Source organism: Caballeronia sp. HLA56, from assembly GCF_054655155.1.
On the sequence record NZ_BAAHOB010000001.1, the window covers coordinates 275,878 to 296,518 of the forward strand.

Consider the following 20,641-nt stretch of genomic DNA (forward strand, 5'->3'; position numbering starts at 1 on the left):
GTCGGTCTGTCCTGTCGCATGCATCGCGGAAGGGGGATCGTCGAGACTACCGCAATGCGCACGTATGCGCTGAGACTGCCGCCGTGCGCTTTCGCGAGGCTAACGCCGTTTTGCCGCGCGCTCGCCGAGCGAATCGTATATCGGCGGACAGCGCAGCAGCATGGGCATGAGCATGGCGGTGAAGCACGCGGTGAGCATCGGCAGGAGCAGCGTGAAGCTTGCGGTCATTTCGGTGACGAGCACGATACCCGTCATCGGCGAACGCACGACTGCCGCGAAGAACGCGGCCATGCCGACCGCCGCGAAGGTGCCGATATCGCCGGTGGATGCGGACATGCCGGGGAACCAGTCGAAGCAGATGCGGCCGAACACGAAACCCGTCTGCGCGCCGAGCACGAGCATGGGCGCGAAGAGACCGCCCGGCGTGCCGGCCGCATACGATACCGCGCCGAGCACGAAGCGCAGCGCAAGAATGGCCGTGACGCCCGCGATGCTGCCCGCGCCCACCAGCGCTCGTTGCGTGAGGACATCGCCGCCGCCCGCGAGATCGGGCGCGAACCACGCGAGCAAACCGACCGCCGCGCCAATGACAGCCGCGCGCGCGAAGGCTCTGCGCGTCGGCGATGCAATCAACGGATGACGCGTGAGCCAGTCGGATGCGTCGAGCGTCCAGAGAATCGTGCGTGAATAAGCGGTGCCCAACAGGCCGAGCGCCACGCCGAGCACGAGATGCGCGGCCGTCATGCCGAAGCCTGGAAACGGCTGCGCGGGCAGATGGAAGTCGGGCAGATCGCCGTGCATGAGACGCGCCATGGCAATCGCACTTGCCGATGCGCCGAGCGCGGCCACGGCGGTGCGCGTATCGAAGCGGCGCATCAGTTCTTCGAGCACGAACACCGCGCCCGCGATGGGCGCATTGAACGCGGTGGCGAGCCCCGCGCCCGCGCCGGCCGCGAGCAAGACGCCGCGATCGGTTGCGCTGCGTCCAAGCAAGGTGCCGATGCGATGCGCGATGCTCGCGCCCATCTGCACCGTCGGTCCTTCGCGTCCGAGCGCGAGTCCTGCACCGATGGCGAGCACGCCGCCCACGAACTTGACCGGGATGAGGATGAGCGAAGCGGGCGGCGCCTTGCCATGCAAGACTGCCTCGACATGGGGAATGCCGCTGCCGCTTGCCTCGGGCGAGAAGCGCGCGACGAGCCACGCCGCCAACGCAACGGCGAAAGCCGCCGCAAGCACCACGACAATGCTTGCCGCGCCATGCCCCGAATGCGCCCATGCAACGAGCGCGTAGCGCAGCGCATCGGCGCGTTCGAGCGAAAAGCGGAATAACGCACCGAGTGCGCCACTCGCCGCCCCGACGATGACCGCGGCTACGGCGAGCGGAATGAGTCCGCGTGGCGAGTCTGCTTCGACTTCGGCTTCGGGCTTGTAGTCGGTCATGGCGCTCGGTCGTTTGAAGGATGCGCGCCAAGCGTAGCACCGAACGCGGCGGCATCGCGGGCACGGCACTTGCAAACTTAGACTCGATGCAAATGCCGCGCTTGAATTTGGCGCGGCGAGCGAAACCATCACGGAGAAACCGGCATGAGTCTCACCCACGAACGCACGACGTCTGACGAAGCTGCATAACGCATGACGCACGTCGATGCCCCTTTCTTCGAGCCGGACCGCAATTGCGCGAACGTGCGCCATGCGGATCGCTTCAGCCTGCTGATAGACGGTGCGGATTATTTTCGCGTTCTGCGCGAAGCGATCACGCGCGCGGAGCGCACCGTGTTCATCCTCGGTTGGGATATCGACAGCCGCATGCAGCTCACGCCGGAAGGTGCGGACGATGTTTTCCCAGCTGCGCTCGGCGACTTCCTGCATGAGATCGCGGCGAACAAGCGCCGTTTGCGCATCTACATTCTCGCGTGGGATTTCGCCATGCTGTATGCGTTCGAACGCGAATGGCTGCCGGTCTACAAGATGGGCTGGCGCACGCATCGGCGTATCGCGTTTCAGATGGACGGCAAGCATCCGATGGGCGGATCGCAACATCAGAAGGTCGTCGTGATCGACGATAAGCTCGCGTTCGTCGGCGGTCTCGATCTCACGCGTTCGCGCTGGGACACGACCGCGCATGCACCCGACGATGCGCTGCGCCGCGATGCGAACGGTGCGCCGTATCAGCCTTTCCACGATGTCCATACCATGTTCGATGGCGATGCCGCGCGCGAAATGGGTATCCTGGCGCGCGAACGCTGGGCGCGCGCGTGCGGAAGACGGCTTGCGATACGCGCACATCGCGCGGCCGCCGACAGCGATCCGTGGCCGCCCGCGCGCGCGGTCGATATCGACGATGTGCGAATCGCCATCTCGCTCACCGAGCCTGCTTACGGCGGACGTCAGCCCGTGCAGCAGATTCGCACGCAATATCTCGATGCCATCGCGAGGGCGCGCCGCTCGATCTATATCGAGAACCAGTACTTCACGTCGGGTTCCATAGGCGCGGCGCTCTCGGAGACGCTCGCGCGCGAGGACGGGCCGGACGTGGCTATCGTGGTGCCGCGCAATCAGAGCGGCTGGCTGCAGGAGGTGACGATGGGCGTGTTGCGCGCGCGGCTCAACACGCTCTTGAAAAGCGCGGACCGGCATGGGCGATATCGTCTGCTGAGCCCAGAAGTGCCCAATCTCGGCGAGCAGATCGTCAACGTGCACAGCAAACTGATGATCGTCGATGACGAATTGTTGATCGTCGGCTCCGCGAATCTGAACAATCGCTCGATGGTGTTCGACAGCGAATGCAACGTATCCATCGACGCCGGCGCCGATCAGCGCATTCGCCGCGCGATTGCGAAGATGCGCGATACGCTGCTCGCGGAACATCTCGGTTGCGAAGTCGCGGATGTCGTGCGCGAGCGCGATGCACGTGGCGGCCTCAATGCCGCGATCGAAGCGTTGCAACGCAATCGTGATGAACATCGCACGTTGATTGCGCTCGACCCGGAAGTATCGGCGGAACTGGATCAGCTCATTCCGCCCGATGCGCTGATCGACCCTGAAACGCCTATCGCCGCCGATCAGCTCGTCGAACAATTCCTGCCCAAGGAAAGGACGCGTCCGCTGATCGGCCGCTTCGCGCTTCTCGGCGTGCTCGTGCTGATGGTGGTCGGCGTGGCCGCGCTTTGGCACTGGACGCCGCTTGGCGACTACGCCAATCTGAAGTCGTTGACCAACGCCACACGCCACATCGAAGCACTGCCGTTCGCGCCGCTGTTGATCATTCTGTGCTACGTGGCGGCCGCCGTGCTCTCGGTGCCGGTGACGTTACTGATCGCGACGACGGGCATCGTGTTCGGCGGTCTATGGGGCGGCGTCTATGCGTTCGCCGGCACGCTGGCAGCGGCGGCGATCACCTATTCGCTCGGCAACTGGCTTGGGCGCGATGCCGTGCGCAAGGTCGCGGGCGCGCGCGTCAACCGGCTATCCGAACGCGTGGCGAAGCGCGGCATCGTAGCGGTCGTCGTGTTGCGGTTACTGCCGGTGGCGCCGTTCGCCATCGTCAATCTCGTGGCGGGCGCCTCGCATATCCGCATGCGCGACTTCATGATCGGCACGGCGCTCGGCATGGGACCGGGCATCGTCCTGACAGTGGCGTTCGCGCATCAACTGGTGGCGTCGTTCCGGCATCCGACGGTCGGCTCGTTCGCGGTGCTGATCGGCATCGGCGCGGCGTTACTCGGCGTATCGCTGCTGTTGCAACGCTTCCTCGGAAGTGGCGAAGAAGAGAAAGCCCACGAAGGCGCACCGAGCGATGCCGACAAACCGCGCGCCAGCGACGAGGCGCAACGCGCGAGCCGTCTGCGCGAAAGCGGTGCGATGCCGCGCGAAACCGGCCATGCCGCAAGCAACGGCGCGAACAAGGGCGCGCCCGCACGCCATGACGAGGTCAACCCATGACGATGATGCACGAAGCGGGAATGGATATCGGCAATCAATCGAAGCACGCGGCGCGTGCGAGAGAGTTGCGTATCGCGACTTACAACCTGCATGGTGCGGTTGGCATCGACGGACGTTTCGCGCCGGAGCGTATCGGCGAAGTGCTCAACGAAATCGATGCCGATATCTTCGCGCTGCAGGAAGTGCCGCTCGGCGGCAGTGCATCGCCCGATGTACTCGAAGTGCTGCAGCGCATGACGGGTCTGCACGCGGTCGCGGGCCCGACGCTCGATACACCTGCGCGCCGTTATGGCAACGCGGTCCTTACGCGCTATCCGGTGCAGGCCGTGCGCACGCTCGATCTTTCGTTCAGAAGCCGCGAACCGCGTGGCGCGCTCGATGCCGACATCGACTGTGGCGGTGAAGTGTGGCGCGTGGTCGCGACGCATCTCGGGCTTGCATCGAGCGAACGTCACATGCAGGTCGAACAAGTGCTGCAAAAATTCGATACACCTGCCTTGCCCGTGATCCTTCTCGGCGACCTGAACGAATGGTTCGTTCATGGCCGCACCTTGCGCCGGCTCGTTACACACTTTCATCGCGCGAGTGCACTGCGCACGTTTCCGACGCGCTATCCGCTCTTCGCGCTCGATCGCATCTGGGTGCATCCCGGTGAACGTCTGATGAGCGTGAACGTGCATCGCACGCGCTTGTCGCGGGTTGCATCGGATCACTATCCGCTCATTGCGCATATCGCGCATCGTTCATGACTGGCTCTTCATGAGCCTTTCAACTCGACGCATAAGCATCGATTCGATGCTCATCACTCGATCGTCGACTCGCATGTCAGCGCGACGCCACGAAAAAGCCCTGGAAAAACGATATAAAAACGCAAAAGACTCGCACGAACTCGCTTGGCGTATGTAGAATCCGGCCTGATACGAACGCATTACCGCGAACGTATTCCGATATCACTGACCAAAAACACAGGTAGGAGAAACATGCCGACTTCCGCAAAAACCGCTGCCAAGAAAGCCACGGCCAAAAAGGCCACGGTAAAGACCGCCGCACCGGCTAAGAAAGCAGCATCGAAGGTTGCCGCGAAGAAAGTACCCGCCAAGAAGGCCGTCGTTGCCAAGAAGGCAGTCGCCGCCAAGAAGACCACTGGCGCGCTGGCTCCGATCAAGGACACCTTCACCAAGGCATCGCTTGCAACGCATCTGTCCGAGCGTGCAGCCGTGGATGTGAAGGCGGTCAAGGCCGTGCTGGTCGCGCTGGAAGACACCATCCTTGGGTCCATCCATAAGAAGGGCGCAGGCGAGTTCACGCTCTCCGGTCTTCTGAAGATCACGGCGCAAACCGTTGGCGCGAAGAAGAAGCGCTTCGGCAAGGACCCGTTCACGGGCACGGAGCGCTGGTTCCCGGCCAAGCCCGCAAGCGTTCGCATCAAGGCGCGCGCGTTGAAGAAGCTGAAGGATGCCGCAGCGTAAGGTTTAAAGACCTGAACTGATTGCCTGATTTTCGGTGATCGGGAATCGAGAGGCCAGCGTTCCTTTTAATCGAGGACGTTGGCCTCTCGTGCTTTGATTTCAAACGTCGGCTTTCGCAAAGATATCGCTCAACCAGTCCACGAAAACCCGTACGCGCGCTGAAAGCTGCCGCGCATGCGGATAAAGCAGCGATACCGGCATGGGCGGAACAATCAAATCAGGTAACACGCATTGCAGCCTGCCATCGGCGAGTTCGCTTTCTATGCGATAACGCGGCACTTGCACAATACCGAGTCCCGCGAGCGCAGCTTGCGTATATAGCTCGACGCCGGTAACGGAAATCGCGCCCGGCAGTTCTATGCTTTGCACGCCGTCGGCTATTTCGAATTCAAGGGCAACGTTGCGCCCGCTCGCACTCGATACATAATTCACCGCGCGATGCGCCGCAAGCGAATCGATATTTTCCGGCGTGCCCATTCGCGCGAGATAAATGGGGCTCGCCACCGTCACTTGTTCGAGCGTGGCGACGCGTTTTGCGATCATCGACGAGTCCTGCAGAGTGCCCGCGCGCAACACGCAATCCACGCCTTCACGCACGAGATCGACGAAGCGGTCGTCTTCGCCTACATGCAGTTCGATCTGCGGATAGCGTTCGAGAAACGCCGGCAACCCAGGCACGATGAAATGGCGTGCAAGCGTTCCTTGCAGGTTGACGCGCAGCAAGCCCTTTGGCTCCGCATGCCTGAACGAACCTTCCGCTTCCTCCATGTCCGCGATGAGCCGCACGCAACGGCGATAATGCGCGTCGCCATCGGGCGTGAGGCGCACGGTGCGTGTCGTGCGTTCGAGCAGGCGCGCACCGAGCCGTTCTTCCAGGCGCTTCATCAGATTGGTGACGGTTGCGCGCGGCATCTGCAAGTCGTCGGCGGCTTGCGTGAAGCTGTGGCGCTCGGCAATGCGCACGAACACCTGCATTTCCTGAAAGCGGTCCATGTCGGCTGAAGTTCGAGGTCTGAGATTGTTGAGGCAACTGGAACGATGATACTAATCCGCAAGCGATGATCGCGAAAACGAAATGATCCATCATGGCGCTCATCGATTAACGAACATCAGGAGCGAACCATGAATCAATCGCACGCGAACAAGGTTGCCATCGTCACGGGCGCATCGCGCGGAATTGGCGCGCAGATTGCGAGACGTCTTGCGCAGGAAGGTTTTGCGGTGGCGGTGAACTATGCATCGAGCGCGAAGGAAGCGGACGCGCTCGTCGCGGAACTGGAAGCCGCGGGAAGCCGCGCGCTCGCGGTAAAGGCGGACGTGGCTAGCGCCGACGACGTGCGACGCATGTTCGATGCGGTCGAAGCGCAACTCGGCCCCGTCGATGCGCTCATCAACAACGCAGGCGTGCTCAAGGCCACGCCGCTCGCCGACACGAGCGACGCGCTCTACGACCAGACTTTCAACATCAATGTGCGCGGCACGTTCAACACGCTGCGCGAGGCGGCGAAGCGTTTGAACGAAGGCGGGCGTATCGTCAATTTTTCGAGCACGACGCTCGCGCTCAACATGCCGGGATACGCCATTTACAACGCCACGAAAGCGGCCGTCGAAGCGTTCACGCATGTCTTCGCGAAGGAGTTGCGCGGACGAAGCATTACCGTGAATGCGGTGGCGCCGGGGCCGGTTGCGACTTCGCTCTTTCTCGATGGCAAGACCGACGAACAGATCGCGAACTTTTCGAAAATGCCGCCGCTGGAGCGGCTCGGCCAGCCGGAAGATATCGCGTCGGTGGTTGCGTTTCTTGTCGGCAAGGATGCGGGATGGGTCAACGCGCAGGTATTGCGGGCGAACGGCGGGTTGGCTTGAGTAAGGCGCTCGATCGCGCCGTATCGTTAGGGCGCCGTCTTCGCGTCAGAAACCCAATGCGAATTGATCTTCGACGTAACGCGTCTTCATGCGCTTCGTCTTCGTTTGGGTCGGCGCCGGCGTCTTCATCGGCGCCGCCACGATTTGCGCGATCTGCGCGACGAGACTGAACGCAGGTCGCGCATCGCATGCGATCCATTCGAACTGACCGGCCGACAGGCGTTTCGCGATCAGCGCGTACACATCCGGGTCGAACGGACGTATCTCCGGCGCACTGGCAAGCAACGATGCAATTTCATCGCGCGCGGCGCATGTGCCGAGATAGCACCATCGATCGATGACATGCCACGCCTCGCGATTCGTCGATGCATCGCGCTCGCTGATCGCGATGGCGCCTTCATGCGGCCAGCGCACGAGGCGCGCATTGCCGAGCGCTTCGAGCGCACGCGCCGCATGGTCCGCGAACGGCTCCGCGCCCGCGCATGAACCGAGACAGCGCTTCACCTGATAGCCGAAGCAACCGCGCGCCGGTCCCGCTTTTTCCAGGCCGAGCGTGGCGTGGCAGAGTCGATGTTCATCGGCGAGATGGCGCAGATACGCATGCGCCTTCGCGCGCGATTCGAACACGCCGAAGAGATGCGCCTCGCGCGACAGATCGCGCTTGCTCGCGCGCAGCAGCACGGGCGCAGGCGCGCCCGGCAGCCATTGCCACGCGCACGCCGCCGACGCGCGCTTGAGCAGCCGGTTATGCAGCGGCTGCAAGTCCTTCACGAGCTTCGCTTCGAGCAACAGCGCGCCGAGTTCGCCCACGGTCTCGCGGTATTCGATTTTGCGGATGGCCTGCGATATCGACAAATCCTTCGCCAACCGATGATCCCCCGCGAAATGCGCGCTCACACGCTGCTTCAGATTCACGCTCTTGCCGACGTAGAGCGTAATGTCGTCCGCGCCGTGGAAGAGATAGACGCCGGGCGTGGCAGGCAACGCGTCGAGCGCGCCCTCGGGCAACGCGGCGGGCAGACTCGCGCGCCTGACGAGCGCTTTCACGGCGGCATCGACGAGTTCTTGCGAATAGAGCGCGTGAATCTTTTGCCAGAACTGCCAGAGGAGGTCGGCATCGGCGAGCGCGCGGTGGCGTCCTTCAGGCGCGAGATTGAAGCGCGCGATGAGCGCATCGAGCCCATGACGTTCGACCGATGGAAAGAGCGAGCGCGACAAGCGCACCGTGCACAGCGTATCCGCGCGAAACGCAATGCCCGCGCGACGGAACTCGTTCTTGAGGAAGCCGTAGTCGAAGCGCGCGTTATGCGCGACGAAAAGCTTGCCCTGGAGACGCTCGGCAAGCGCCTGCGCGAGCGATTCGAAAGTGGGCTGACCGCGCACCATGCTGTCCTCGATGCCCGTCAGACGCGAGATGAACGGAGGCACCGGCATGCCCGGATCGACGAGCACGCTATAGCGCTCGATGCCCGCCTTGCTCACTTCTATGACGCCGATTTCGGTGATGCGATCCACCGTCGGATTGCTGCCGGTGGTTTCCAGGTCGACGAACACGATGGGACGCGCGAGGCCTGCGAGCAGCGTGTCCGCTGCGAATTCATCGAGGTCGTCCGTGAGATCGTGCATGAATATAGGTGCTGGAAGTGCGCGCTGGTGACGCTCTCAAGCAGCGCGGATAAGTGCCGTTAATCAGTTTAATGCCTTTACTGCCGCATTTATGCGATTCAGCGAAAAAACGCAGCGCGAATGCGATGCGCGGGCAGCGTCAGTACAATAGCGTTTTGTTTGGCTTCAGGATTGATCGACATGACTTATTGCGTGGGTATGTGTGTGGACGAGGGCCTCGTGTTCCTTTCCGATACGCGCACGAATGCCGGTGTGGACCACGTAAGCGCCGCCCGCAAAATGACTGTTTTCGAACAGCCGGGAGACCGGGTGATCGTGCTGCTTGCGGCCGGTAACCTCGCGCTCACGCAAGCGGTGACGCACATGCTCGCCGAACCCGCGGACCCGGACGCGCCCACGCTTTATAGCGTCGCCACCATGGCGGAAGCCGCGCGCATCGTCGGCGACGCGGTGCGCGAAGTGCATCGGCGCGACGCGCTTTCGCTCGCGGAATTCAGCGTCGATTTCAACTGCAGCTTCATTCTCGGCGGTCAGATACACGGTCAGCCGCCGCGCCTTTTCATGGTTTATGCAGCGGGTAACTTCATAGAATCGACGCGCGTTTCGCCTTATTTTCAGATTGGCGAGTCGAAATACGGCAAGCCGATCATCGACCGCGTCATTACGCCGTCCACGGATCTCGACGAAGTCGCGAAATGCGCGCTTATCTCCATGGATTCGACGCTGCGTTCGAATCTCTCGGTGGGCTTGCCGCTCGACTTGCTGGTCTACGAGAAAGACGCGTTGCGCGTGACGCGTTTCGCCTCGCTCGACAACGACAGCGCGTATTACCAGATGATCCACCGCACGTGGGGCGAGCGCCTGCGGCAGATTTTCGGCGAGATTCCGAACCCTTCGTGGACCGATCTGGCCAACGTGCCGCTGCGTCCGCGCGAGTCGCGCACGATCGTGCCGCGGCTCGTCATCGGCGATCTGCCAAGTTCTGGTGAAGCGCCGGCGCAGACGCTCGCCGAGGACGTGGATTCAAACGGCAACGCGCCGCAGCAGTAGACCTTCAAGAATCCTTCAGGGCGCGTTTGCAGGGCACTGCAGCGGCTCGGCAAGGCTTGTCTTGCTCGCGTATGCCCGGCGCGGCGAATCGGCCAGCACGGCGTCCATTCCAAGACACGCGGCGGCGCGATAATCCTCCGCCTGGTCGACCCCGATCGCCAGAATCCGCACGTTGCCGTTCGTCTTGAAGCAACTGACCGCCGGCGGCGTCCAGAGTCGCGCATCCACGGCGGAGCGCGCTTCGCCAAGCGTGAACGTCTCGACCAAATCCATCTTTCTCCTGTATTCGAACGCCGTCCATGTGCCTTCGGGCGGCGGCTTTCGGCACTCGTGCTCCAGCGCGACTTGCGCCAGGCGCTCACGCGTCGCATCGCGCGATTCAAAAAGACGCGCTTCGCGATAAGGCGCAAACGCCGCCTGGTAGGCGGCATCCGTCGAATAGATCAGCACGCGCGGCCACGCGCTTTCCTCGCTCAGCACGCGGGCGACAGCGCTTGCCTGCGTTTCGGCGGGCAGCGCTTTCATGTCGAGTATGACCGTCGTGGACGATGGAATGGCCCGCAATGCCTCGGCGAGCGAGGGAATAGGCAACGGCCGCGCGCGATACGGATACTGCTTCTCGCCGTTCGCATCCGTCTGCGTGAAGTTCCAGCCCGCGTTCAGGCTTCGTAACGCGGCGAATTCGTGGCTGGCGACCGTGCCCGTGCCATTTGTGTTCGCGGAGAGGTCGGCCGGACGATAGAGCACCGGGACGCCATCGCGCGTGAGTTGCACGGTGAGCCAGATCGCATCCGCGTGATTTGCAAGCGCGGTCTCAATGGCGAGCAGGGTGTTTTCAGGCGCGTCCGCCGCGCCGCCGCGATGCGCGACGATCATTGGCAAAGCGTTACGGGATGCGGCTGGCACAGGCGCGAAACGGCAGGCGCCGAGCAAGACAAGCCAAGCGAAACACGAGACAGCGGCGAATTGGCGCGACAGCATGAACGAATCTCCCCGGATGCTTGGTTATCCGAACGATTGTGCTTTATGCGCGCGCGTCGATGAAGCCCGTCGGCACAATTTGTTGCGGTTCACGCTGGCTCGGAGTGTGGGGCAAAGGCTTCGCACAAGAAAAAACAGCCACCGGAAAACCGGTGGCTGTCGAGGTGTGCTGCTCTATCGTGTGGCGCGGTACTCGCGTACCGGGCCATCCGCTTGTTCTTAGAACTTGTGACGCACGCCGATGATGACGATTTCCTGATGGCTGCTGCCGCTGTCGTAGCCGTAGGAACCGATCGAGGCTTGCGCCGAGTTGATGCCGCCCGTCGTGCCGTCGCGCTGATCGCCGCTTGCGTGCTGGTAAGCCGCAACTGCGTAGAAGTCCGTGCGCTTCGACAGCGAGTAGTCCGCACCCAGGCTGGCCTGGTGGTACTTGGCCGACGTGTCGCCGCCCGACTTCGTGTAGGTGTAGCCCACGCCGAGCAGCAGCGCCGGGGTTGCCTGGAAGTTCACGAAACCGTTGCCGACGTTGAAGTGTTCCGAGCCGAAGCGCGAACCACCGTCTGCCTTGAACTGTGCATTGCTGTACGAACCGCCGACCGTGAACGCGCCGATCGTGTACTGAACCGCGCCGCGAGCGATGCCGATTGCGTGCGCCGATGCGTATGCGTTGTTGATCGGGCCGTCGAACAGTGCGTCCGACGTCGTGCTGTTCCACGTGCTTGCGCCCGTCGGCGGAATGCGGCCGGCGTTCGGGTTGTTAGCGTAGAAGTAGCCGCCGGCGACTGCCAGGGGACCGTTGTTATATGTTGCAGCGCCCGACCAGGTTTGACCTTGGCCCGTTGCGCCTGCCAGACCCGAGAAGCCGTACAGGCCTTCGACCTGGAAGCCCGCGTAGTTCGGCGAAACGTACTTGACGGCGTTGCTCACGCGCAGCGAGTTGTCGTAGTTGTCGACGTCGCCCGGCGTTGCGAAGATTGCGCCCCAGTAGTTGTCGGCCGTGATGCCTTGGACCATGTCAACCAGCGGATCGTATTGGCGACCCAGGGTGACCGTACCCCACTGATTGCCCGACAAACCGACGAATGCTTGACGACCGAACTCGCGGCCACCTTGGCCGAGACGGCCGGTGCCGATGTCAAAGCCGCTTTCCAACTGGAAAATCGCCTTCAGACCGCCGCCCAGATCTTCTTGACCCTTCAGGCCCCAGCGATCGCCGGACAGATTGCCGTTGATCATGCCGTACAGGTGGTCGCCATTTGCGTTGGCGTTGCTCACATAACCGAGACCAGCGTCGATCACGCCATACAGCGTCACGCTCGTTTGTGCCTGTGCCGCGCCAGCTGCGCCGAGCAGCGCCAGCGAGAGGGACGTCAGTGCGAATCGTTTCATCGAATTCTCCACGCGATTGTTAAATATCGTTGTTGCCGGCGCAGAGAATAACGCAACGTTTCGAATCTTAAGAAACGAAAAAAATTTACTGTCTCGTAAAAGACACAGTTTCTAACGTGGTCTCAAAAAGGGGGATTTCTGTTTGTTTTGAACGGGTTGCGGGTGACAGGCTATCTTGAAATTAGTTCCGCGCTCAATTCTAGGATATTCCAATGGCGCGCGATTACCATCAATCCGATTAACAAACAGCAGCCGCGAGCGGGTATTTTCCTTTCACCGAGGCAACAAAAAACGCCGCGCCCTAGAGGCGCGGCGTTCGTGGAAGGCGAAAAGGGAAATGCGGATCAGCTTTGCAGGTCGTCGCTTTCCCGATGCTCGGAGCCGCGGCGTGTGAGCAACGCGACTGCCATTCCCGCGCTTGCCGCGAAAAACACCGAGCGCCACGGGTGCCGCTTCACTGCGGCATTGGCGGTCGATGCCTTGCGACCCGCGCCCAGCATGGCCATCGCCGTGGCGCGCGTCGCGGTGCTCTCGACGCGCGCGATCTTGCGCGATATCTCTAGCGCCTTCGCCACCGCCGATACCTTCTTGCGCGCCTGTCCCGTCAACAACTGCGCGTGTTGAGCGCGCGCGCCGATGGCACGCCGAGCGCTCGCGGGCACGGACGCATCGATCCGAGCGCTGGCGGGCGATACGACTGGCGCTGCGTTCGATGCCCCCGTCGTCGCCGCCGATGCGGATGCCGCCGCGGGCATGCCCGTGCGCGTGGAAGCCGCGAGCATCGAACCGATCTTGGCGCGGCTGCCCGGCGGCACGCGTCCCATGTTTTGCTGGCCCCACGCGCCGCGCGGATCGTGCAGACGCGCGCGCGCCGCCGAGAACTCCGCGCCGAGCAACAACACGGCCGCCGAAAAATACAGCCACATGAGCAGAACCGCGAGCGATCCGGCCGCGCCGAACGCGCTGGCCGTGCCTGCGTGCGTCAAATAGAGCGCGAACAGTTTCTTGCCCGCCGAGAACAGCAGCGCCGCGACGAGCCCGCCGACGAGCGCGTCGCGCCACTGCACGGGGGCATCGGGGAGAAATTTGAGCAGCGCGCCGAACGCGACGGTCAGAATGGCGAGACCGGCGACCAACTGAACGATATCGCCGATGATCACGAACGGCGAATCGCCCCAGAGCCACATGCCGACCGCCTGGATCGCGGTGTCCAACACCAGCGAGACGATCAGGAGAAACGCCACGCCGAGCACGAGTCCAAACGAGATGAGCCGCACGCGCACCATCGCAAAGACGCTCGAGCGCTGATCGCCCGTGAGCGGCCATACAAGATTGAGCGCCGTATTGAGGGATGAAAACGTCGCCGACGCCCCGATCGCGAGCAGCGCGAACGAGATGACCGCCGCGATGCCCGTCCCGCCGCTGCGATGCGCATTCTCGACAATACTCTGCACGCCCGCCGCGCCCTGATCGCCGAGCAGCCCGTTGACCTGATGAAAGAGCTGGCCGCGCGCGGCTTCGGCGCCAAACACCCAGCCGGCCACGGCGATCACCATGACGAGCGTCGGCGCGAGCGAAAACGCAGAATAGAAGGCGATACTCGCGGCCATCGCGGCGCAGCGATCCTCCGAAAATTTCTTGAGCGCGCCGAGCACCCAGGAGGCGTCCTTTTTGACGACGGCTTCGATCTTCTGTGTGGATACGGAACTCATGGCGGACCTCTGGATACGATGAACGGACTGACCAAACTCGAACGAAGGAGAGCAGGAACTATTCCAGTCCAACCGTAAGTCGACGGGACTGGGTGCAACGTTTGGCTCTTGAGCGCGCGTCGGCGCAACGCCACAACGAGGCTTCGCATCGAGTCGAAAGTGCCGTGTTCGCCAGCGAAATAAGACAGCGCGCCCTATAATTTCGCCACCCACATTACAAAACGCCGAGGCACTAAAATGCTGCAAATGTCACGGCGACAGTTCCTGAAGGTCTCAGCGAGCACGCTCGCCGGATCGAGCCTGGCGGCGCTAGGCTTCTCTCCGGCACCTGCGCTCGCCGAAGTTCGTCAGTACAAGCTGTCGCGTACCACGGAAACGCGTAATACCTGCCCGTACTGCTCAGTCGGATGCGGCATCCTCATGTACGGCCTCGGCGACAACGCCAAGAATGCGAAGGCCAGCATCATCCATATCGAAGGCGACCCCGACCATCCCGTCAATCGCGGCACGCTGTGCCCGAAGGGTGCATCGCTCATCGACTTCATTCATAGCCCCAGCCGCCTCATGCATCCCGAGTATCGCGCGCCGGGATCGGACGAATGGAAGCGCATCTCGTGGGAAGACGCGCTCGACCGTATCGCCAAACTGATGAAGGAAGATCGCGACGCGAATTTCGTCGAGACCACGGCGGACGGCAAGAAGGTGAATCGCTGGCTGACCACGGGCATGCTCGCGGCGTCGGCAGGCAGCAACGAAGTCGGCTATCTGACGCATAAAACTGCCCGCAGCCTGGGCATGCTCGCATTCGACAATCAGGCGCGTGTCTGACATGGCCCGACGGTGGCAGGTCTTGCCCCGACGTTTGGCCGTGGAGCGATGACGAACCATTGGGTCGACATCAAGAACGCGGACGTGATTCTGGTAATGGGCGGCAACGCAGCCGAGGCGCATCCGTGCGGTTTCAAGTGGGTGACCGAGGCGAAGGCGCATCGCAAGACGCGTCTCATCGTGGTCGATCCGCGCTTTACGCGCACCGCATCGGTGGCGGATTTCTATGCGCCGATTCGCACGGGAAGCGACATCGCGTTCCTGGGCGGCATCATCAATTACCTGCTCACCAACGACAAGATTCAGCACGAGTACGTCCGCAACTACACGGACATGTCCTTTATCGTGCGCGAGGACTTCGCGTTCAAGGACGGCGAGTTCTCGGGCTATAACGCCGAGAAGCGCAACTACGACAAGTCGAGCTGGGACTACGAACGCGGCGACGATGGCTTCGTCAAGGTCGATCCGACCTTGCAGCATCCGCGCTGTGTCTACAACCTGCTCAAGCAGCATTTCTCGACCTATACGCCCGAGATGGTGACGAAGGTCTGCGGCACGCCGACCGACAAGTTCCTCAAGGTCTGCGAGATGCTTGCCACGACCGCCGCGCCGAATCGCGCGGGAACCATTCTGTATGCGCTCGGCTGGACGCATCACTCGGTTGGCGCGCAGATGATCCGCACCGGCGCGATGGTGCAACTTCTGCTTGGCAACATCGGCATGGCGGGCGGCGGCATGAACGCGCTGCGCGGGCACTCGAACATTCAAGGCCTGACCGATCTCGGCCTGATGTCGAATCTGCTGCCCGGCTATATGACCTTGCCGATGGAAGGCGAGCAGGACTTCGACGAGTTCATCAAGAAGCGCGCGACGCAGCCCTTGCGGCCGAATCAGTTGAGCTACTGGAAGAACTATCGCGCGTTCCATGTGAGCTTCATGAAGTCATGGTGGGGCGACAACGCGACCGCCGAGAACAACTTCGGCTTCGACTATCTGCCGAAGCTCGACAAGTCTTACGACATGCTCCAGGTGTTCGAGCTGATGGCGCAGGGCAAGATGAACGGCTATATCGCGCAGGGTTTCAACCCGCTCGCGGCCGCGCCGAACAAGGCGAAGATCGGGCTTGGACTGTCGAAGCTGAAGTGGCTCGTCATCATGGACCCGCTTGCCACCGAGACTTCCGAGTTCTGGAAGAACCACGGCGAGTTCAACGATGTCGACGCCTCGAAGATTCAGACTGAAGTGTTCCGTCTGCCGACCACGTGTTTCGCGGAAGAGCGCGGCTCGCTCGTGAGTTCGAGCCGCGTGCTGCAATGGCACTGGCAAGGCGCGGTCGCTCCGGGCGAAGCGAAGAGCGACCTGGAGATCATGTCGGGGCTGTGGCTGCGCATTCGGCAGGCCTATAAGGAGAGGGGCGGCAAGTATCCCGATCCTATCCTCAACATGACCTGGCCTTACGCGGACCCGGAAAGTCCGACGCCCGAAGAGATCGCGATGGAGTTCAACGGCCGCGCGCTCGCGGATGTCGCCGATCCCACCGACAAGACGAAGGTGCTGGCGAAGAAGGGCGAGCAGTTGTCGAGCTTCGCGCTTTTGCGTGACGATGGCTCGACGGCGAGCGGTTGCTGGATCTTCTGCGGATCGTGGACGCAAGCTGGCAATCAGATGGGCCGGCGCGACAACTCGGACCCGACGGGCATCGGTCAGACGCTCGGCTGGGCGTGGGCGTGGCCGGCGAATCGCCGTGTGCTCTACAACCGCGCGTCATGCGATGTGAGCGGCAAGCCTTTCGACCCGACGCGCAAGCTGATCGCATGGAACGGCAAGGCGTGGACCGGACCGGACATTCCCGATTTCAAGGCCGACGAGCCCCCGGAGAACGGCATGAATCCGTTCATCATGAATCCGGAGGGCGTGGCGCGTTTCTTCGCGCGCGACGGCATGAACGAAGGACCGTTCCCGGTGCATTACGAACCGTTCGAGACGCCGCTCGGCTATAACCCGTTCTTCCCGGACAACAAGGCCGTGGTGAGCAATCCAGCCGCGCGCATCTTCCCGGATGACCGCGCGGCGCTCGGCACCGCCGACAAGTTCCCGGACACGGCAACGACCTATCGCCTGACCGAGCACTTCCACTACTGGACCAAGCACGCGCGACTCAACGCCATCGTGCAGCCGCAGCAGTTCGTGGAAATCGGCGAGGAACACGCAAAGGAAGTGGGCGTCGTGGCGGGCGAGCGCGTGAAGGTATCGAGCAATCGCGGGCATATCGTCGCGGTGGCGCTCGTCACCAAGCGCATCAAGCCATTGAACGTGGAGGGCAAGAAGGTGCATACCGTCGGCCTGCCGCTGCATTGGGGCTTCAAAGGCCTCACGCAGCCGGGCTATCTCGTCAACACACTGACGCCTTCCGTGGGCGACGGGAACTCGCAGACACCGGAGTTCAAGTCGTTCCTCGTGAAGGTCGAAAAAGCCGAGAAGGCTTAAAGGAGACGAGATGGCTCTGCAATCGCTCGACATCAAGCGCCTCTCGGCCACCACCACGCCGCCGCCGCAAGTTCGCGAGCCGGTGACGGGGACGGTCGCGAAGCTCATCGACGTATCGAAGTGCATCGGCTGCAAGGCATGTCAGACGGCGTGCATGGAGTGGAACGACCTGCGCGACGACGTCGGTCATACGACCGGCGTCTACGACAATCCGCGTGATCTCACCGAACATTCGTGGACGGTGATGCGCTTCACGGAGTACGAGAACCCGAAGGGCGACCTCGAGTGGCTGATCCGCAAGGACGGTTGCATGCATTGCGAGGACCCGGGGTGTCTCAAGGCGTGTCCGTCGCCGGGCGCGATCGTGCAGTACACCAATGGCATCGTGGATTTTCACGAGGAAAACTGCATTGGCTGCGGATACTGCGTCACGGGCTGCCCGTTCAACATTCCGCGTATCTCCAAGGAAGATCATCGCGCGTACAAGTGCACGCTCTGTTCGGACCGCGTCGCGGTCGGGCAGGAGCCGGCGTGCGTGAAGACGTGTCCGACGGGCGCGATCATGTTCGGCACCAAGGTGGACATGATCACGCAAGCGGAGGATCGCATCGAAGACCTGAAGGAGCGCGGTTTCGAAAACGCGGGTCTTTACAACCCGGCGGGCGTGGGCGGCACGCATGTGATGTACGTGCTGCATCACGCGGATCAGCCGCAGCTTTATCACGGGCTCGCGAAAGACCCGCACATCAGTCCGCTGGTGTCGATCTGGAAAGGCGTGACCAAGCCGCTTGCAATGGCGGGTATCGCGCTGGCCGCGATCGCCGGGTTCTTCCACTACACGCGTGTCGGTCCGAACGAGGTGAGCGCGGAAGAAGAAGCCGAAGCACAGCACGAAGCCGAAGAGGCGTTTCAGCAAAGGGAGCGTTCGAATGAAACACGATAGCGAACTGCGCGACGTGAAGGGCAACCGCCTGATCGTCCGTTACACGCCGAACGAGCGCAGCAATCACTGGATTACCGCGATCACGTTCGTCTTGCTGGCGCTCTCCGGTCTCGCGATGTTTCATCCGTCGATGGCCTGGCTCTACGCAATCTTCGGCGGCGGCCAGTGGACGCGCATTCTGCATCCGTTCGTCGGCTGCGTGATGTTCGTCTCGTTCATGATTCTTGCGCTGCGTTTCTGGCATCACAACTATCTGGACAAAGCCGACGTGCAGTGGATGAAGCAGATCGACGACGTGCTGGCGAATCGCGAAGACCGGCTGCCGGAGATCGGCAAGTACAACGCCGGGCAAAAGCTGCTGTTCTTCACGATGGCCGCTTGCCTGCCGCTTCTACTGTTGAGCGGCATCGTGATTTGGCGCCGCTACTTCTCGTTCTACTTTCCCATCGAGATCATTCGCGTGGCGGCGGTCGTGCATGCGGCGGCGGCGTTCGTGCTGATCGTCGGGATCATCGTGCATATCTACGCGGCGATCTGGATCAAGGGTTCTGTCGGCGCGATGACACGCGGCACGGTCACTTATGGATGGGCCAGGAAGCACCATCCGCGGTGGTTCAAGGAGATCATCGGCAAGTAGGCCGAATGCGCGTCAGTCGAGAATGGCGTGACGGCGCGCTAGCGCGTCGTCCGTCACTTCGATTGGCGCGCGTTCCATTCGACTCGCACCGCGCGCTTCGAGGTCTAACGTGCGGACCATGTTGACGAGCGCGACGCCTTGCGTCCTTGTGCCAAGCCCGGCGAGCGGGACTGCGAAACCGGCGTATCGCGCGAAGCCGCCGCTCTGCATGACAGGCGCGACCAGTGCGGTCTCCAGCGCATTGAATGACGCAGCCGAAAGCGCGAGCCCGCCTGAAGTCGCCTTGTTGCTCATGGCCAATTGCCGGACTCAGCTCGACGTGCGCAATATCCCCGCGTCGAATTTGTTGCCTTTCACCATCGCTCACGTCCTACCGGTTTTAGATTGTTCCAGTCAGCCAATTCATCGGAGATAGGCGCCTTCGGGTCGCACTGCGCCTGCAGTTCCTCGAGCGACAATTCGCGACGAGCCGGCATCGGCATGATTCCCGCCGGGCACACCTCGACATTGAATTTGTCGCCAAGGGTCAGTTTCATGCCTTCCAGCAGCGCGGCGGGCAACCGGACTGCCGCGCCATTTCCCTGCTTCCGTATTGAAAGTTCCATTTTGAATTTCCGTTGGCGTGAACTCATTTTTGTACCTCCGCGCGGAGCATGAGCATCCCTGAGCGCTCCGTTATAAGCTGTTATTCTTGATCCCGCCCCGACCTTCCTCAAGGAATCCCGTGGTCCAACGCATCCTCGAAGCCGCCAAGATCGAGTCTCTCGATCCTTCGGCCATTCCCCGTCTTCGCATGCCCGAACGCGGCACCGTGTTCGCCGCCCGCGCCGCGCGTCTGTTGCAACTCGCCGAAGCGAGCAATCCGATCGCGGGCTATCTGCGTCTCATGGCCGCGCTCGCCGATGCGCAGCAACGCATCCTTTCGACCTCCACCGCTTTGATGCCCGCGCGCGAGTCGATCGAACGCAATCAGCAGCATTCGATGCCTATCGTCCCCGCGCTCACCGACGAGCGCGATCCCGCGTGGCGCGACGTGCTGTTCATGCTGCTCGACAGTATCGAAGCTGCGGGCGCGCTCACGCCGCCGCTCGCGCAACTCGTTGCGCGTCTGCGCACGACCGACGCCGCCACGCTCGACACGCAGGCCGACGCGATCATCGCGCTGCGCTTCGCGGAGATCGATCCGGCGGCGGCGCCATTCATCGTCGCCGCGCTGCAAGTGGTGTGGACCGATCTGGCCACGCGCATCGCCGTGTCGGATGTGCCTTATCTCGATGCGCCCGGCGTCTGCCCGCTCTGCGGCTCGATGCCGGTGGCGAGCATCGTGCGCGTCGGCGGCACGCATGATGGATATCGCTACGTGCAGTGCGGCTTGTGCTCGACCGAATGGCATGTCGTGCGCGCCAAATGCTCGAATTGCGACTCCACCAAGGGCATTGCGTATCACGCCATGGGCACGCCCACGGACGACGAAACCGAGGAACAACGCGCCGCCCGCGCGAAGCAGGCCGCGCTCAAGGCCGAGTCGTGCGACGAATGCGGCACCTACAGAAAGATCGGCTATCAGGACAAGGCCTACGACTTCGAGCCTTACGCCGACGATCTGGCAAGCCTCACGCTCGACCTTCTGATGGGCGACGCCGGTTTTCGCCGTGCGTCGCCGCATCCGTGGCTGTGGCCCGAACACGTCGATGAAGCATGAAGGGAA

General features: G+C 62.4%; 16 protein-coding genes and 1 pseudogene. 9 read left to right on the forward strand and 8 right to left on the reverse strand.

What is annotated here, in order from left to right; all coding sequences use genetic code 11:
- Positions 1-99 precede the first annotated feature (99 nt).
- A complete protein-coding gene (gene clcA, locus ACYQ47_RS01350) occupies positions 100-1,443 on the reverse strand; it encodes a H(+)/Cl(-) exchange transporter ClcA (RefSeq protein ID WP_459904247.1) in 1,344 nt (447 codons plus the stop codon).
- Between the two features lie 192 nt (positions 1,444-1,635).
- Between clcA and ACYQ47_RS01355 the strand changes: the two genes are divergently transcribed.
- The 3 genes from ACYQ47_RS01355 to ACYQ47_RS01365 all read left to right on the forward strand — a co-directional run bounded on the left by ACYQ47_RS01355 (position 1,636) and on the right by ACYQ47_RS01365 (position 5,414).
- Entirely contained in the window at positions 1,636-3,945 is a 2,310-nt protein-coding gene (locus ACYQ47_RS01355) for a VTT domain-containing protein (RefSeq protein WP_459904248.1), read from the forward strand.
- A complete protein-coding gene (locus ACYQ47_RS01360) occupies positions 3,942-4,694 on the forward strand; it encodes an endonuclease/exonuclease/phosphatase family protein (protein ID WP_459904250.1) in 753 nt (250 codons plus the stop codon). The genes ACYQ47_RS01355 and ACYQ47_RS01360 overlap by 4 nt, the downstream gene beginning before the upstream one ends.
- 231 nt (positions 4,695-4,925) lie before the next feature.
- Positions 4,926-5,414: an HU family DNA-binding protein gene (locus ACYQ47_RS01365; protein WP_459904251.1), complete on the forward strand. Its 489-nt coding sequence runs from the start codon at positions 4,926-4,928 to the stop codon at positions 5,412-5,414.
- A gap of 99 nt (positions 5,415-5,513) precedes the next feature.
- Here ACYQ47_RS01365 and ACYQ47_RS01370 read toward each other — a convergent pair whose 3' ends face one another.
- Positions 5,514-6,407, reverse strand: a complete 894-nt coding sequence (locus tag ACYQ47_RS01370; protein WP_309849957.1) for a LysR family transcriptional regulator — start codon at positions 6,405-6,407, stop codon at positions 5,514-5,516.
- Positions 6,408-6,536: 129 nt separating this feature from the next.
- On the opposite strand from ACYQ47_RS01370, the gene ACYQ47_RS01375 reads away from it, so the two are divergent.
- Positions 6,537-7,280, forward strand: coding sequence for an SDR family oxidoreductase (locus tag ACYQ47_RS01375; protein ID WP_250493170.1), 744 nt, complete (start codon positions 6,537-6,539; stop codon positions 7,278-7,280).
- Between the two features lie 45 nt (positions 7,281-7,325).
- Here ACYQ47_RS01375 and ACYQ47_RS01380 read toward each other — a convergent pair whose 3' ends face one another.
- The gene (locus tag ACYQ47_RS01380; protein WP_459904252.1) at positions 7,326-8,906 is read right to left on the reverse strand and encodes an exonuclease domain-containing protein; all 1,581 of its coding nucleotides are present in this window, start codon (positions 8,904-8,906) and stop codon (positions 7,326-7,328) included.
- 180 nt (positions 8,907-9,086) lie between these two features.
- On the opposite strand from ACYQ47_RS01380, the gene ACYQ47_RS01385 reads away from it, so the two are divergent.
- Positions 9,087-9,956 (forward strand): proteasome-type protease, encoded by an 870-nt coding sequence (locus ACYQ47_RS01385; RefSeq protein ID WP_244828698.1) that lies wholly within the window; start codon positions 9,087-9,089, stop codon positions 9,954-9,956.
- A gap of 15 nt (positions 9,957-9,971) precedes the next feature.
- On the opposite strand, the gene ACYQ47_RS01390 is transcribed toward ACYQ47_RS01385, so the two are convergent.
- The 3 genes from ACYQ47_RS01390 to ACYQ47_RS01400 form a co-directional block, all read right to left on the reverse strand.
- On the reverse strand, positions 9,972-10,937 hold the full coding sequence (locus tag ACYQ47_RS01390) for a glycerophosphodiester phosphodiesterase family protein (protein ID WP_459904253.1): 966 nt from the start codon (positions 10,935-10,937) through the stop codon (positions 9,972-9,974).
- 219 nt (positions 10,938-11,156) lie between these two features.
- Positions 11,157-12,326 carry a porin gene (locus tag ACYQ47_RS01395; protein WP_244828696.1) on the reverse strand — a complete coding sequence of 390 codons (1,170 nt, stop codon included), beginning with the start codon at positions 12,324-12,326 and terminating at the stop codon, positions 11,157-11,159.
- 344 nt (positions 12,327-12,670) lie between these two features.
- The gene (locus tag ACYQ47_RS01400; protein ID WP_459904254.1) at positions 12,671-14,038 is read right to left on the reverse strand and encodes a YhjD/YihY/BrkB family envelope integrity protein; all 1,368 of its coding nucleotides are present in this window, start codon (positions 14,036-14,038) and stop codon (positions 12,671-12,673) included.
- Between the two features lie 237 nt (positions 14,039-14,275).
- Between ACYQ47_RS01400 and fdnG the strand changes: the two genes are divergently transcribed.
- From fdnG to ACYQ47_RS01415, 3 genes are read left to right on the forward strand one after another with little or no spacing between them, the layout of a single operon-like run.
- Positions 14,276-17,353 (forward strand): formate dehydrogenase-N subunit alpha, encoded by a 3,078-nt coding sequence (gene fdnG, locus ACYQ47_RS01405; RefSeq protein WP_459904256.1) that lies wholly within the window; start codon positions 14,276-14,278, stop codon positions 17,351-17,353.
- Between the two features lie 10 nt (positions 17,354-17,363).
- Positions 17,364-18,296, forward strand: a complete 933-nt coding sequence (gene fdxH, locus ACYQ47_RS01410) for a formate dehydrogenase subunit beta (protein ID WP_244828693.1) — start codon at positions 17,364-17,366, stop codon at positions 18,294-18,296.
- Positions 18,283-18,933 carry a formate dehydrogenase subunit gamma gene (locus tag ACYQ47_RS01415; RefSeq protein WP_244828692.1) on the forward strand — a complete coding sequence of 217 codons (651 nt, stop codon included), beginning with the start codon at positions 18,283-18,285 and terminating at the stop codon, positions 18,931-18,933. The genes fdxH and ACYQ47_RS01415 overlap by 14 nt, the downstream gene beginning before the upstream one ends.
- A 12-nt stretch (positions 18,934-18,945) precedes the next feature.
- On the opposite strand, the pseudogene ACYQ47_RS01420 reads toward ACYQ47_RS01415, so the two are convergent.
- Positions 18,946-19,300: pseudogene (locus ACYQ47_RS01420) on the reverse strand (type II toxin-antitoxin system ChpB family toxin).
- Entirely contained in the window at positions 19,287-19,565 is a 279-nt protein-coding gene (locus ACYQ47_RS01425) for an AbrB/MazE/SpoVT family DNA-binding domain-containing protein (protein WP_459904258.1), read from the reverse strand. The pseudogene ACYQ47_RS01420 and the gene ACYQ47_RS01425 overlap by 14 nt, the downstream one beginning before the upstream one ends.
- A 92-nt stretch (positions 19,566-19,657) precedes the next feature.
- Here ACYQ47_RS01425 and fdhE point away from each other — a divergent pair, with 92 nt between their 5' ends.
- The gene (gene fdhE / locus ACYQ47_RS01430) at positions 19,658-20,635 is read left to right on the forward strand and encodes a formate dehydrogenase accessory protein FdhE (protein ID WP_250509868.1); all 978 of its coding nucleotides are present in this window, start codon (positions 19,658-19,660) and stop codon (positions 20,633-20,635) included.
- Positions 20,636-20,641 lie beyond the last annotated feature (6 nt).